Below are 13,773 nucleotides of genomic sequence, written 5' to 3'. Positions count from 1 at the left end.
TACGAAACCCCGAAGAAAGTCCAAACGGTCACTCTTCGGAGTGAGCGAGTTATTCAAAACCCCCTGCTCGTCCACAGATTTCCCAATTCCTCTGGCTTTCCTGGCCTCAGAAGCTCACTCTAGGTAGTGACGGGGAAACGGATCGTCGTATGAACGGGGGCGGCGCATGGACGCGGTACGGCTCATCGGAGTGAGCAGGTTAGCGCTCGCGGAAAGCACCGCGGCGCTGGAGATCGTCGCCGAGGCCTGGCAGGCACAAGCCCTCGCCCAGGCCATCGGAAGCCACCTGGCGGCCACCGGCCCGCCGGAGCTCAGGGGCGAAGCACGCGGCCTCAGCGAAACCGGCGGCCGAGGCTGCGGCGCCCTCGACCACCCCGGACTGCGCATCGGCGGCATCCGCGCCACCCAGCTCTCCGAAGTCACCGACGCCAGACAGACCCTGACCGGACTCGGCGGCCTGCTCGGCGACGTCGGCATGGCCCTCGTCGGCGTCGCCTGCGCCACCGACGAAGAAGGCCTCTACTGGCAGTGCATCGAAGCCATCGACGCCGCCGACGAGTCGAGCGACCGGGTCCGCGGAATGCTCCGCAGACTCACCGTCCGCGAGCAGGAAAGGCGCCCCGGCGCCCTGCGCGACTCGACGGCGGGGCCGTCATGACCGTACGAAACCCACCGCACTCACACGCCCGTGGAGCGGCCCTCCACCTGCCCATCGGCGTCCCGCCCCGGCGGCACCCGGTCGGCGGACGACTGCAGATCGGCGTCCAGCTGCGACAGATCCGCGTTGAGCGCCGCCATCAGCTCCTCCATCTGCTGCAGCAGCCCCTTCGGCGCACCTTTCTGCTCGGGCACGGACTGCCCGGCCGGCTCCTGCGGCACGGCCTGTTCCGGCACGGCTTCCTGGGACATGGCGGCCTCCTCGGCCCAAGCCCTCCCGCGCGGCTGCGGGGGTGGCAGTTCGACAGACGCGTCGGCAACGGCCGCCGGCGCGCGGGCCGGGCGGTCCGGCTCCGCCCGAGCCAACGACCACTCAGCGCGACAGTCACTGGTCAGAGCCCGCGCGGCCCGTCAGGTGGACGATTTTCACCCGACTGGGCAGCCATCGCGCACACCGCAAGGGCGGGGTTGACGACAGTTCGAAGGTGCAGGATGGATGCATGGATCTTCGAATCTTCACGGAGCCCCAGCAGGGCGCCGACTACGACACCCTCCTCGCCGTCGCGAAGGCCACCGAAGCCCTCGGCTTCGACGCCTTCTTCCGCTCCGACCACTACCTGCGTATGGGCTCCGCCGACGGCCTCCCGGGCCCCACCGACGCCTGGATCACCCTCGCCGGACTCGCCCGCGAGACCAGTCGCATCCGCCTCGGCACCCTGATGACCGCCGGGACCTTCCGCCTCCCCGGCGTCCTCGCCATCCAGGTCGCCCAGGTGGACCAGATGTCCGGCGGCCGCATCGAACTCGGCCTGGGCGCGGGCTGGTTCGAGGACGAGCACAAGGCGTACGGCATCCCCTTCCCGAAGGAGAAGTCCGCGCGACTCGAAGAACAACTGGCCATCGTCACCGGCCTCTGGGCCACCGAGACCGGCAAGACCTTCAACCACGACGGCACCTACTACCAGCTCACCGACTCGCCCGCGCTCCCCAAGCCCGCCCAGGCCAAGGTGCCGGTCCTGATCGGCGGCCACGGCGCGGTCCGCACCCCACGGCTGGCCGCGCGGTACGCCGACGAGTTCAACATCCCGTTCGCCTCCCTGGCCGACAGCGAGCGGCAGTTCGGCCGGGTGCGCGCCGCCGCCCAGAGCGCCGGACGCAGCCCAGACGACCTGGTGTACTCCAACGCCCTGGTCGTCTGTGTAGGAAAGAACGACGCCGAAGTGGCGCGCCGGGCGGCCGCCATCGGAAGGGAGGTCGAAGAGCTCAAGGCGAACGGACTGGCGGGCTCGCCCGCCGAAGTGGTGGAGAAGATCGGCATGTACGAGGCGATCGGTTCGTCCCGGATCTACCTCCAGGTCCTCGACCTGGACGACCTCGATCACCTCGAACTGATCTCCTCCCAGGTCCAGTCCCAGCTGAACGGGGCCTGACCGTGCGGCCCGCCCGTCCACTCGCCGACGCCCTGGCCGAACGGACTGTGGTCCTCGACGGCGGCCTCTCCAACCAACTGGAGGCCCAGGACTGCGACTTGAGCGACCCGCTCTGGTCGGCTCGACTGCTGGCAGACGACCCGAGCCAGATCGAGGCCGCACACGAGGCGTATGTACGGGCGGGCGCACAGGTACTGATCACGTCCAGCTACCAGGCGACGTACGAGGGCTTCGCCCACCGGGGAGTGCCCCGCCGCGAGGCGACGGCTCTACTCACCCGGAGCGTGGAGCTGGCCAGGAGGGCGGGGGCGGGGAGGGGGGTGGGGGGAGGGGGGTGGGAGCCCCCCAAGAACGCCGAAGTCTGGATCGCCGCCTCCATTGGCCCCTACGGCGCCTTCCTGGCCGACGGCAGCGAGTACCGGGGCGGGTATGGGCTCGCGGTGAAGGAGCTGGAGCGCTTCCACCGCCCCCGCGTAGAGACGCTGGCGGCGGCCGGGCCGGATGTGCTCGCGCTGGAAACCGTGCCCGACATCGACGAGGCCGAGGCGCTGCTGCGGGCGGTCGAGGGGTGCGGGGTACCGGTGTGGCTGTCGTACAGCGTGGAGGGGCTGCGGACCAGGGCGGGCCAGCCGCTGGAGGAGGCGTTCGCACTGGCGGAGGGGCTGGACCAGGTGATCGCCGTGGGCGTGAACTGCTGCACGCCCGCGGACGCGGACGACGCCGTGGGGCTCGCGGCGTCGGTCACGGGCAAGCCGGTGGTCGTCTACCCCAACAGCGGGGAGCGCTGGGACGCGGAGGCCCGGGGATGGCGGGGCGGCGCGACGTTCGACCCGTCTCGCGTGCGTGCCTGGCAGATGGCGGACGCCCGTCTGGTGGGTGGCTGCTGCCGAGTGGGGCCGGCCGAGATCGCACGGCTGGCGGGGTTCGTGGCGGAAGGGGCGTGAGGGGCGGGACGGGTTGCTGCGAGGGGCACGCGGAGCCGGGCGTGAGGGGAGGGAAGGCTGACGCCAAGTGGCGTGCCGAACCGGGCGGGACGGGCTGACGTGCACCACCCGGCTCGGCGCACCTCCCCCGGCCTCCCGGGAAAATGCCTGGTAGGAGCCGTAGAAATCGGATGATACTCGACGCGTGTTCCTGACAATCACCACGACCGGTACCCCTGAACGCCCCGCCACCGACCTCGGTTTTCTGCTGCACAAGCATCCCGGGAAGGCGCAGGCGTTCTCCACGTCGCACGGCACCGCGCACGTCCTCTACCCCGAGGCGACCGCCGAGCGCTGCACGGCCGCGCTGCTCCTGGAGGTGGATCCGGTCGCGCTGGTGCGGCGGGGCAAGGGCAAGGGCCGTGGCGGAGCCCCCGATTCCGCGCTGGCGCAGTACGTCAACGACCGCCCGTACGCGGCCTCGTCGCTGATGTCCGTCGCGCTGAGCACCGTCTTCAAGAGCGCCCTGCGCGGTGTGTGCAACGCGCTGCCGGAGCGGGCCGAGGCGCCGCTGCCGCTGCGGATCGAGGTGCCCGCGCTGCCCGCGCGCGGCGGCGCCGACCTCGTACACAAGCTGTTCGGGCCGCTGGGCTGGGCCTCGGTCTCGGCGGAGCCCGTCGCGCTGGACGAGGAGTTCCCGGAGTGGGGCGAGTCCTGTTACGTACGGCTCGTACTGGAAGGGGAGCTGCGGCTCGCGGACGCGCTGCGGCAGTTGTACGTACTGCTGCCGGTGCTCGACGACGCCAAGCACTACTGGGTCGCGCCCGACGAAGTCGACAAGTTGCTGCGTGCCGGTGACGGCTGGCTGGCCGACCACCCCGAGCAGAAGCTGATCACGAGCCGCTATTTGTCCCGGCGCTGGGGGCTGACCCGGCAGGCGATGGAGCGCCTCGAACTGGTACGGCTGGCTGAGGCCGACGACATCGCGGTCGAGGCCATCGACAACGCGGTGGACGAGACGACCGACACCGAGGACCGGCCCGTGCCGCTCGCCGTGCAGCGACGCGACGCCATTCTGGCGGCGCTGACCGCCGCCGGGGCGAGCCGGGTGCTCGACCTGGGCTGCGGCCAGGGCCAGTTGGTGCAGGAGCTGCTCAAGGACGTCCGGTTCACCGAGATCGTGGGCGTGGACGTCTCGATGCGCGCGCTGACGATCGCCGCGCGGCGGCTGCGCCTTGAGCGGATGGGTGAGCGGCAGGCCGGGCGGATCACGCTGATGCAGGGCTCGCTCGCGTACACGGACAAGCGGCTCAAGGGGTACGACGCGGCGGTGCTCAGCGAGGTGATCGAGCACCTCGACCTGCCGAGGCTGCCCGCCCTTGAGTACGCGGTGTTCGGCGCGGCGCGCCCGCGCACGGTGATCGTGACGACGCCGAACGTCGAGTACAACGTGCGCTGGGAGTCGCTCCCCGCCGGGCATGTGCGCCACGGCGACCACCGGTTCGAGTGGACGCGCGCGGAGTTCCGCGACTGGGCCGCTTCGGTGGCCGAACGGCACGGGTACGGCGTCGAGTTCGTGCCCGTGGGGCCGGACGACGCCGAGGTGGGTCCGCCCACCCAGATGGCTGTATTCGAGATGACCACGACCGCGAAGGAGGCGAACGCCGCATGAACGCCGAGAAGGACATGGACTCCAAGGACACCGCCTCCAAGGCCACCGACTCCGATGCCGGTACCAGCACCAGTGCGAGTGCCAGCACCGGTACCGGGACGCACACGGAGACCGGAACCGGGACAGGAGCCCGGACCGACACCGGATCGGGGACCGGAACCGACCCCGAGTCCCCCACCCCGTCCCGCAAGCGCGCGCTCCCCGTCCCCGACCTCTCCCTCGTGGTCCTCGTCGGCGCCACCGGATCGGGCAAGTCCACTTTCGCTCGTCGGCACTTCAAGCCCACCGAGGTCATCTCGTCCGACTTCTGCCGCGGCCTGGTGGCCGACGACGAGAACGACCAGAGCGCCAGCGGCGACGCGTTCGACGTGCTCCGCTACATCGCGGGCAAGCGGCTCGCGGCCGGGCGGCTCACCGTCGTCGACGCCACCAGCGTGCAGGTGGAGAGCCGCAGACAGCTGGTCCAGCTGGCCCGGGAGCACGATGTGCTGCCCGTGGCCATCGTCCTCGACCTGTCCGAAGACGTCTGCGCCGCCCGCAACGCGGCCCGGCCCGACCGCGCCGGCATGCCCCGTCAGGTCATCGCGCGGCACCGCCGTGAGCTGCGGCGTTCGCTGCGCGGCCTGGAGCGCGAAGGGTTCCGCAAGGTCCATGTCCTGCGCTCCGAGGCGGAGGTGGACAGCGTCGAGATCGCGATCGAGCGACGCTACAACGACCTCACCCACCTCACCGGCCCCTTCGACATCATCGGTGACATCCACGGCTGCCGCTCCGAGCTGGAGACCCTGCTGGCGAAGCTGGGCTACGTGGACGGGGCGCACCCGGAGGGCCGTACGGCGGTCTTCGTCGGTGACCTCGTGGACCGCGGCCCGGACAGCCCCGGTGTGTTGCGGCGAGTGATGAAAATGGTGACCGATGGTAACGCTCTGTGTGTTCCCGGGAACCATGAGAACAAGCTCGGACGTTATCTGGGTGGCAAGAAGGTCCAGCGCACCCATGGACTGGCGGAAACCATCGAGCAGTTGGACAGGGAGGACGATGGATTCAAGGAACAGGTGAAGGAGTTCATCGACGGGCTCGTCAGCCACTACGTGCTCGACGGCGGCAAGCTGGTCGTCTGTCACGCGGGTCTGCCCGAGAAGTACCACGGGCGTACGTCGGGGCGTGTTCGCTCGCACGCGCTGTACGGGGAGACGACCGGCGAGACCGACGAGTTCGGCCTGCCCTTGCGCTACCCGTGGGCCGAGGACTACCGGGGTCGCGCGGCGGTCGTCTACGGCCACACGCCCGTCCCGAACACGTCGTGGATCAACAACACCATCTGCCTGGACACGGGTGCGGTGTTCGGCGGAAAGATGACCGCGCTGCGCTGGCCGGAGCGCGAGCTCGTCGACGTGCCCGCCGAGAGGGTGTGGTACGAGCCGGTCCGTCCGCTGACCACCGAGGCGCCCGGTGGCCAGGACGGACGGCCGCTCGACCTCGCCGATGTGCACGGCCGCCGGGTCGTGGAGACCCGGCAGCTGGGCAATGTGGCGGTGCGCGAGGAGAACGCGGCGGCGGCGCTCGAAGTCATGAGCCGGTTCGCTGTCGACCCACGGCTGCTCGCGTATCTGCCGCCGACGATGGCACCGACGGCGACGTCACGGGAGGAGGGCTATCTGGAACATCCGGCGGAGGCGTTCACGCAGTACGCGGCGGACGGGGTCGCGCGGGTCGTGTGCGAGGAGAAGCACATGGGCTCGCGGGCGGTGGCCCTGGTGTGCCGTGACGCCGAGGCGGCGCGCGAGCGGTTCGGGGTGGAGGGGCCCACGGGCGCTCTGCACACCCGCACCGGTCGTCCGTTCTTCGACGACGCCGCCGTCACCGAGGAGGTCCTCGGGCGGCTGCGGGCGGCGGTGTCCGCGGCCGGGCTGTGGGACGTGCTCGGTACGGACTGGCTGTTGTTCGACGCCGAGCTGATGCCGTGGTCGCTGAAGGCCTCGGGGCTGCTGCGTTCGCAGTACGCCGCGGTGGGTGCCGCGTCGGGGGCGGTCTTCCCGGGCGCGCTCGGGGCTCTGGAGGCGGCTGCGGCGCGCGGTGTCGACGTGGACGGGCTGCTCGCGCGTCAGCGTGGGCGGGCGCGGGACGCGGAGGCATTCACGGACGCGTACCGGCGGTACTGCTGGACCACGGACGGCCTGGACGGGGTGCGGTTCGCGCCCTTCCAGATCCTGGCCGCCCAGGGCCGCAGCCTGGCCGCGGTGCCGCACGACGAGCAGCTGGCGTGGCTGGACCGGCTGGTGGAGCACGACCCGACGGGTCTGCTCCAGGTCACCCGGCGGCTGGTCGTCGACACCGGCGACGAGGCGTCGGTGCGGGCCGGAATCGACTGGTGGCTGGAGCTGACCGGCGCGGGCGGCGAGGGCATGGTCGTCAAGCCGCTCCAGGCGCTGGCCCGGGGCGGCAAGGGGCGCCTCGTGCAGCCCGGTATCAAGGTGCGCGGACGCGAGTACCTGCGGATCATCTACGGTCCGGAGTACGTGCGCTCCGAGAACCTGGAGCGGCTGCGGCAGCGCTCTTTGGGCCACAAGCGGTCGCTGGCGCTGCGGGAGTACGCGCTGGGTCTGGAGGCGCTGGACCGGCTGGCGGCGGGGGAGCCGCTGTGGCGTGTCCACGAGGCGGTCTTCGCGGTCCTGGCCCTGGAGTCGGAGCCGGTGGACCCCCGGCTGTGACGCCGTTGGGGGTGCGGCAGCACTGCCGCGCCCCCACGGGCCGGGGCTCAAGCCGCCGGTTCGCCGGGTGAGCGGGCTGCGGGCGGGACAGGATGGGGGCATGGGATTCCATGTCGACTCCGAGACCGGGCGGCTGCGCCGCGTCATCCTGCACCGGCCGGATCTGGAGCTGAAGCGGCTCACTCCGAGCAACAAGGACGCTCTCCTCTTCGACGACGTGCTCTGGGTGCGCCGGGCCCGTCAGGAGCACGACGGCTTCGCGGACGTGCTGCGCGACCGCGGGGTCGAGGTGCACCTCTTCGGTGATCTGCTGCGGGAGTCGCTGGCGATCCCGCAGGCGAGACGGCTCGTACTGGACCGGGTCTTCGACGAGAAGGAGTACGGGCCGCTGGCCACCGGGCATCTGCGCGAGGCTTTCGACGAGCTGTCCGCCGCCGAGCTCGCGGAGGCGCTGGTGGGCGGTATGACCAAGCGGGAGTTCCTGGAGCGCCACGCCGAGCCGGTGTCCGTCCGGTTCCACGCCCTGGACCTGGACGACTTCCTGCTGGGCCCGCTGCCCAACCACCTCTTCACCCGGGACACCTCCGCCTGGATCTACGACGGGGTGTCCATCAACGCGATGCGCTGGCCCGCCCGGCAGCGCGAGACGGTGCACTTCGAGGCGATCTACCGCCACCATCCGCTCTTCGTGGGTCCCGAGGCCGGGCGGTTCCACACCTGGTCGAAGGGGCAGAGCGACTATCCGTCGACCATCGAGGGCGGCGACGTGCTGGTGATCGGCAATGGCGCGGTGCTCATCGGGATGAGCGAGCGGACGACGCCGCAGGCCGTGGAGATGCTGGCGCGCGGGCTCTTCGCGGCCGGTTCCGCACGGACGATCGTGGCGTTGGACATGCCCAAGCGCAGGGCCTTCATGCACCTCGATACGGTGATGACGATGGTCGACGGAGAAACCTTCACTCAGTACGCCGGGCTCGGCATGCTCCGCTCGTACACGATCGAGCCGGGCGCCGGTGAGCAGGAGCTGAAGGTGACCGACCACGCCCCGGAGCACATGCACCGCGCCATAGCGGCGGCGCTCGGCCTGGACGGGATCCGGGTGCTGATGGCCACCCAGGACGTGCACTCGGCGGAGCGCGAGCAGTGGGACGACGGCTGCAACGTGCTGGCGGTCGAGCCGGGCGTGGTGGTGGCGTACGAGCGCAATGTCACCACCAACACGCATCTGCGCAAGCAGGGCATCGAGGTGATCGAGATTCCCGGCAGCGAGCTGGGGCGGGGGCGGGGCGGGCCGCGGTGCATGAGCTGTCCCGTGGAACGCGATGCCGTATAGTGATGCGTTCAATCGCATATACTTACAGTGTCCCCGCCTTCCGTCACCCAGGAGCAGTCACCATGGCGACAGACCTCGCAGGCCGCCACTTCCTCAAGGAGCTGGACTTCACCGCCGAGGAGTTCCGCGTCCTGGTGGACCTCGCCGCCGAACTCAAGGCCGCCAAGAAGGCGGGCGCCGAGGTCCAGCGGCTGCGCGGGCGGAACATCGCGCTGATCTTCGAGAAGCCGTCGACGCGTACGAGGTGCTCCTTCGAGGTGGCGGCCGCCGATCAGGGCGCCTCCACGACGTACATCGACCCGGCGGGCTCGCACATCGGCAAGAAGGAGTCGGCGCGGGACACCGCACGGGTGCTCGGGCGGATGTTCGACGCGATCCAGTTCCGCGGGGACGCGCAGGAGACGGTCGAGACCCTCGCCGCGCACGCGGGCGTGCCGGTCTACAACGGCCTCACCGACGCCTGGCACCCCACCCAGATGCTCGCCGACGTCCTCACCATGACCGAGTACACCGACAAGCCCCTGGAGCGCATCGCTTTCGCCTATCTGGGTGACGCCCGGTACAACATGGGCAACTCCTACCTGTTCACGGGCGCGCTGCTCGGCATGGACGTGCGGATCGTGGCGCCCAAGGCGTACTGGCCGGCCGAGGATGTCGTCGCCCTCGCCGAAAGGGCCGCCGAGCGGAGCGGCGCCCGGATCACCCTCACCGAGGACATCGCCGAAGGCGTGGCGGGCGCGGACTTCGTCGCCACCGACGTCTGGGTGTCGATGGGCGAGCCCAAGGAGATCTGGGCCGAGCGGATCAAGGCGCTGGCGCCCTACGCCGTGACCATGGACGTCCTGCGCGCCACCGGCAACGCGGACGTCAAGTTCCTGCACTGCCTGCCCGCCTTCCACGACCTCGGTACGGCGGTCGCCCGCGAGATCCACGAGCAGTACGGCCTGGCCGAGCTGGAAGTGACCGACGAGGTCTTCGAATCCGCGCACTCGGTGGTCTTCGACGAGGCGGAGAACCGCCTGCACACCATCAAGGCGGTCATGGTCGCGACGCTTACGGGAACTCCGGCAGGGGCGGACGCGCCGGTAGCGTGAACCACACGGCCTTGCCGTGCGCGGTCGGGCGGTGACCGCAGGCCGAGCTCAGGGTGCGGATCAGCAGCAGACCCCGGCCGTGCTCCTGCCACGGGTCGGGCTCGTCGTCCGGTTCCGGGGTGCCGAGGTCGCCCGGCGGCAGCGGGGAGCGGTCGTGGACCTCGACCTGGCAGCCCGAGTCCAGCAGCTCCACGACCAGCTCGATGGGCTGGTCGGCGGCGGTGTGCTCGACGGCGTTGGCCACCAGCTCGGCGGTGAGCAGCTCGGCGGTGTCGCTGTCGGCGGGGGCGTCGATGTCCGCCAGTGCGGTACGGATCAAGGCGCGGGCGATGGGCACGGCGGCGTTGGTGTGGGGGAGCGGGATACGCCAGGAGGTCGGGGTGCCGGCCGGTTCGCGGGCGGCACCGGAGGGGTCGGGCACGGCGGGGGTTTCCGTTCGGTCGCGTGAAGCGTCCGGGGCGCGGGGGGTGCGCGGGGCGCTGCTACTCCCTTCAACTTTACGAACCGGGGCAAGGGGCCGGACAGAGCCCCATGGCAGGCGGTGAAGGGGACGTGTGGCGCACGGGGCAGGGCCCTTCGCCCCGCCCCTCGGTGAAGCCGCGCCGCCCGGAGCTCGGCGCGGCCACACGCCCGCCTCCCCATATCGCGCCCTCGTGACGACAGTCACACATGAGTGATACCTTCGAAGTGCAGGCATCTGGCAGCCCGCCGAGGAGGCCGCACTCCATGAGCCCGTTCCCCAGCTCCGCACCCCGTACCGAAAACTGGCGCCACCTGCGGCTTTCCGTGGTGGACGGGGTGGCCACGGTCACCCTCGCCCGTCCCGAGAAGCTGAACGCGCTCACCTTCGGGGCCTACGCCGACCTCCGCGATCTGCTCGCCGAGCTCGCCCGCGAGCGGGCCGTACGCGCCCTGGTCCTCGCGGGCGAGGGGCGCGGCTTCTGCTCCGGCGGCGACGTCGACGAGATCATCGGTGCCACGCTCTCCATGGACACCGCCCAGCTGCTCGACTTCAACCGGATGACCGGGCAGGTCGTACGGGCCGTGCGCGAATGCCCCTTCCCGGTGATCGCGGCGATCCACGGCGTCGCGGCCGGTGCGGGCGCGGTCCTCGCGCTGGCCGCCGACTTCCGCATCGCCGATCCCTCCGCCCGGTTCTCCTTCCTGTTCACCAAGGTCGGTCTCTCCGGCGGCGACATGGGCGCGGCCTATCTGCTGCCGCGCGTCGTCGGGCTGGGCCACGCCACCCGGCTGCTGATGCTCGGCGAGCCGGTCCACGCCCCCGAGGCCGAACGGATCGGCCTGCTCAGCGAGCTCACCGACGAAGGGCAGGCCGACGCGCGCGCCGCCGAGCTCGCCCGCCATCTCGCGGCCGGACCCGCACTCGCGTACGCGCAGACCAAGGCCCTGCTCACCGCCGAGCTCGACATGCCGCTCGCCGCCGCCGTCGAACTCGACGCCGCCACCCAGGCGCTGCTGATGAACGGGCAGGACTACGCCGAGTTCCACGCCGCCTTCACCGAGAAGCGGCCCCCCAAGTGGCAGGGGCGCTGAGCCGTGCCCGGGCCCCGGGACAGCACCCCTGACCCCGCCGAACGGCCGCTGCGGATCGCGGTCATCGGCGGTGGCCCCGGTGGACTGTACGCCGCCGCACTGCTCAAACGGCTCCGCCCCGAACGTGAGATCACCGTCTGGGAGCGCAACGCCCCCGACACCACCTTCGGCTTCGGAGTCGTCCTCTCCGACGAGACCCTCGGCGGGATCGAGCACGCCGACCCCGTGGTGTACGAGGCGCTGAAGGCCGAGTTCGTCCGGTGGGACGACATCGACATCGTCCACCGCGGCCGCACCCTCACCTCCGGCGGGCACGGTTTCGCCGCCCTCGGCCGACGCAGGCTCCTGGAGATCCTGCACCAGCGCTGCCGGGCCCTCGGCGTGCACCTGTGCTTCCGCACTGAGGCACCGCCCGCCGCCGAACTCGCCACCGGCTACGACCTGGTCATCGCGGCCGACGGCGTACACAGCGCCACCCGCGAGAGGCATGCCCAGCACTTCGCGCCCCGGATCACCGGCCACCGCTGCCGCTACATCTGGCTGGCCGCCGACTTCGCCTTCGACTCCTTCCGCTTCGAGATCGCCGAGACCGAGCACGGCGTGATGCAACTGCACGGCTATCCGTTCGCCGCCGACTCCTCCACCGTCATCGTCGAGATGCGCGAAGAGGTCTGGCGGGCGGCCGGGTTCGACGAGCTCGACGAACAGGGGTCGGTCGACCGCTGCGCCAAGATCTTCGCGGACGCCCTGGGCAACCGGCCGCTGCGGAGCAACAACTCCTCCTGGACCGTGTTCCGCACCGTCGTCAACGCGCACTGGTCGTACGGCAACACCGTGCTGCTCGGCGATGCCGCGCACACCGCGCACTTCTCCATCGGCTCCGGCACCAAGCTCGCCGTCGAGGACGCCCTCGCCCTGGCCGCCTGCGTCGAGGAGCAGCCCACCCTGCCGGCCGCCCTCGCCACGTACGAGCGGGAGCGCAGGCCCGTCGTCGAGTCCACCCAGCGCGCTGCCGCCGCCAGCCTGCGGTGGTTCGAGGAGCTGGCGCTCTACCTGGACCAGCCGCCCCGGCAGTTCGCCTTCAACCTGCTCACCCGCAGCCGCCGGGTCACCCACGACAACCTGCGGTTGCGCGACCCCGGCTTCACCGGTGTGGTCGAGCGCGACTTCCCCTGCCCTTCCGATACGCCTCCGATGTTCACCCCCTTCCGGCTGCGCGGGCTCGAACTGCGCAACCGCGTCGTCGTCTCCCCCATGGACATGTACAGCGCCGTGGACGGTCTCCCCGGCGACTTCCACCTCGTCCACCTCGGCGCCCGGGCCCTCGGCGGCGCGGGCCTGGTCATGACCGAGATGGTGTGCGTGAGCCCGGAGGGCCGCATCACTCCGGGGTGCACCGGTCTCTACACCCCCGAGCAGGCCGCGGCCTGGCGCCGGGTCACCGACTTCGTGCACCGACAGGCCCCCGGCACCGCCATCGGCGTCCAGCTCGGCCACTCCGGACGCAAGGGCTCGACCAAGCTGATGTGGGAAGGCATCGACGAGCCGCTCGACGACGGCAACTGGCCCCTCGCCGCCGCCTCACCGCTCCCGTACCGCCCCGGTGTCAACCAGGTCCCGCACGCGCTCGACCGCGCGGGGCTGACCGACATCCGCGAGCAGTTCGCCGCGGCGGCCTGGCGGGCCGCCCGCTGCGACTTCGACCTGCTCGAACTCCACTGCGCCCACGGCTACTTGCTCTCCGGATTCCTCTCCCCTCTCACCAACCAACGCACGGACGTCTACGGGGGTTCCCTCGCCAACCGGCTGCGTTTCCCGCTGGAGGTGTTCGACGTGCTGCGCGGCATCTGGCCCGCCGAGCGGCCGATGACCGTCCGCATCTCGGCGACCGACTGGGCGCCGGGCGGCACCACCGCCGAGGAGTCCGTCGAGATCGCCCGCGCGTTCGCCGAGCACGGCGCCGACGCCATCGACGTGTCCACCGGGCAGGTCGTCGCGGACGAGCGGCCCGAGTTCGGCCGCTCGTACCAGACGCCGTACGCCGACCGGATCCGCAATACGCTCGGCGTGCCCGTCATCGCGGTCGGGGCGATCTCGTCCTGGGACGACGTGAACTCGCTGCTGCTCGCGGGCCGCGCCGACCTCTGCGCCCTCGCCCGGCCCCATCTCTACGATCCGCACTGGACCCTGCACGCGGCCGCCGAACAGGGCTACTCGGGACCCGGAGCGCCCTGGCCGGCGCCGTACCGGGCAGGCGGCCGCAGGCCTCCGACGGGGCGTACGGACGCGCCCAGACCGAGGCTCACCCTGACGTGAGCCGCGAGCGAGCCGCGAGTGATGCGCGAAGTGAGTCGTGGCTCACAGGGAAATGACGCTCCGTGGGAACCATTCGGCCCGCC

General features: G+C 71.2%; 11 protein-coding genes. 9 read left to right on the top strand and 2 right to left on the bottom strand.

Going from position 1 to position 13,773, the window contains the following annotated elements; all coding sequences use genetic code 11:
* Positions 1–166 precede the first annotated feature (166 nt).
* The gene (locus IE252_RS23800) at positions 167–658 is read left to right on the top strand and encodes a DUF6099 family protein (RefSeq protein WP_101390628.1); all 492 of its coding nucleotides are present in this window, start codon (positions 167–169) and stop codon (positions 656–658) included.
* 20 nt (positions 659–678) lie between these two features.
* Here IE252_RS23800 and IE252_RS23795 read toward each other — a convergent pair whose 3' ends face one another.
* On the bottom strand, positions 679–909 hold the full coding sequence (locus IE252_RS23795; RefSeq protein WP_190091507.1) for a hypothetical protein: 231 nt from the start codon (positions 907–909) through the stop codon (positions 679–681).
* A gap of 248 nt (positions 910–1,157) precedes the next feature.
* On the opposite strand from IE252_RS23795, the gene IE252_RS23790 reads away from it, so the two are divergent.
* From IE252_RS23790 to argF, 6 genes are all read left to right on the top strand, one after another.
* On the top strand, positions 1,158–2,087 hold the full coding sequence (locus IE252_RS23790) for an LLM class F420-dependent oxidoreductase (RefSeq protein ID WP_190091506.1): 930 nt from the start codon (positions 1,158–1,160) through the stop codon (positions 2,085–2,087).
* 2 nt (positions 2,088–2,089) lie between these two features.
* A complete protein-coding gene (gene mmuM / locus IE252_RS23785; RefSeq protein WP_190091505.1) occupies positions 2,090–3,031 on the top strand; it encodes a homocysteine S-methyltransferase in 942 nt (313 codons plus the stop codon).
* 184 nt (positions 3,032–3,215) lie between these two features.
* Complete coding sequence (locus IE252_RS23780) at positions 3,216–4,682, top strand: 3' terminal RNA ribose 2'-O-methyltransferase Hen1 (protein WP_190091504.1); 1,467 nt, start codon at positions 3,216–3,218, stop codon at positions 4,680–4,682.
* Positions 4,679–7,393, top strand: a complete 2,715-nt coding sequence (locus tag IE252_RS23775; protein ID WP_229848758.1) for a polynucleotide kinase-phosphatase — start codon at positions 4,679–4,681, stop codon at positions 7,391–7,393. Before IE252_RS23780 ends, IE252_RS23775 begins: the two co-directional genes overlap by 4 nt.
* A 100-nt stretch (positions 7,394–7,493) precedes the next feature.
* Positions 7,494–8,726, top strand: a complete 1,233-nt coding sequence (locus IE252_RS23770; RefSeq protein ID WP_190091503.1) for an arginine deiminase — start codon at positions 7,494–7,496, stop codon at positions 8,724–8,726.
* 62 nt (positions 8,727–8,788) lie between these two features.
* Positions 8,789–9,820 (top strand): ornithine carbamoyltransferase, encoded by a 1,032-nt coding sequence (gene argF / locus IE252_RS23765; protein ID WP_190091502.1) that lies wholly within the window; start codon positions 8,789–8,791, stop codon positions 9,818–9,820.
* On the opposite strand, the gene IE252_RS23760 is transcribed toward argF, so the two are convergent.
* Positions 9,780–10,241: an ATP-binding protein gene (locus tag IE252_RS23760; RefSeq protein WP_190091501.1), complete on the bottom strand. Its 462-nt coding sequence runs from the start codon at positions 10,239–10,241 to the stop codon at positions 9,780–9,782. The genes argF and IE252_RS23760 overlap by 41 nt on opposite strands.
* A 305-nt stretch (positions 10,242–10,546) precedes the next feature.
* Between IE252_RS23760 and IE252_RS23755 the strand changes: the two genes are divergently transcribed.
* Positions 10,547–11,374 (top strand): enoyl-CoA hydratase family protein, encoded by an 828-nt coding sequence (locus IE252_RS23755; RefSeq protein ID WP_190091500.1) that lies wholly within the window; start codon positions 10,547–10,549, stop codon positions 11,372–11,374.
* A 3-nt stretch (positions 11,375–11,377) separates the two neighbouring features.
* Entirely contained in the window at positions 11,378–13,690 is a 2,313-nt protein-coding gene (locus IE252_RS23750; protein ID WP_229848757.1) for a bifunctional salicylyl-CoA 5-hydroxylase/oxidoreductase, read from the top strand.
* Positions 13,691–13,773: the final 83 nt, after the last annotated feature.

The organism is Streptomyces melanogenes (genome assembly GCF_014649795.1).
Lineage (GTDB): Bacteria > Actinomycetota > Actinomycetes > Streptomycetales > Streptomycetaceae > Streptomyces > Streptomyces noboritoensis.
Note: the sequence above shows the minus strand (reverse complement) of the source record. Positions and strands in the feature narration are given on the sequence as shown.

Coding starts and splice junctions, on each gene's coding strand:
- IE252_RS23800 (WP_101390628.1), top strand. CDS start 167: ATGGACGCGGTACGGCTCATCGGAGTGAGCAGGTTAGCGCTCGCGGAA.
- IE252_RS23795 (WP_190091507.1), bottom strand. CDS start 909: ATGTCCCAGGAAGCCGTGCCGGAACAGGCCGTGCCGCAGGAGCCGGCC.
- IE252_RS23790 (WP_190091506.1), top strand. CDS start 1,158: ATGGATCTTCGAATCTTCACGGAGCCCCAGCAGGGCGCCGACTACGAC.
- IE252_RS23775 (WP_229848758.1), top strand. CDS start 4,679: ATGAACGCCGAGAAGGACATGGACTCCAAGGACACCGCCTCCAAGGCC.
- IE252_RS23770 (WP_190091503.1), top strand. CDS start 7,494: ATGGGATTCCATGTCGACTCCGAGACCGGGCGGCTGCGCCGCGTCATC.
- argF (WP_190091502.1), top strand. CDS start 8,789: ATGGCGACAGACCTCGCAGGCCGCCACTTCCTCAAGGAGCTGGACTTC.
- IE252_RS23755 (WP_190091500.1), top strand. CDS start 10,547: ATGAGCCCGTTCCCCAGCTCCGCACCCCGTACCGAAAACTGGCGCCAC.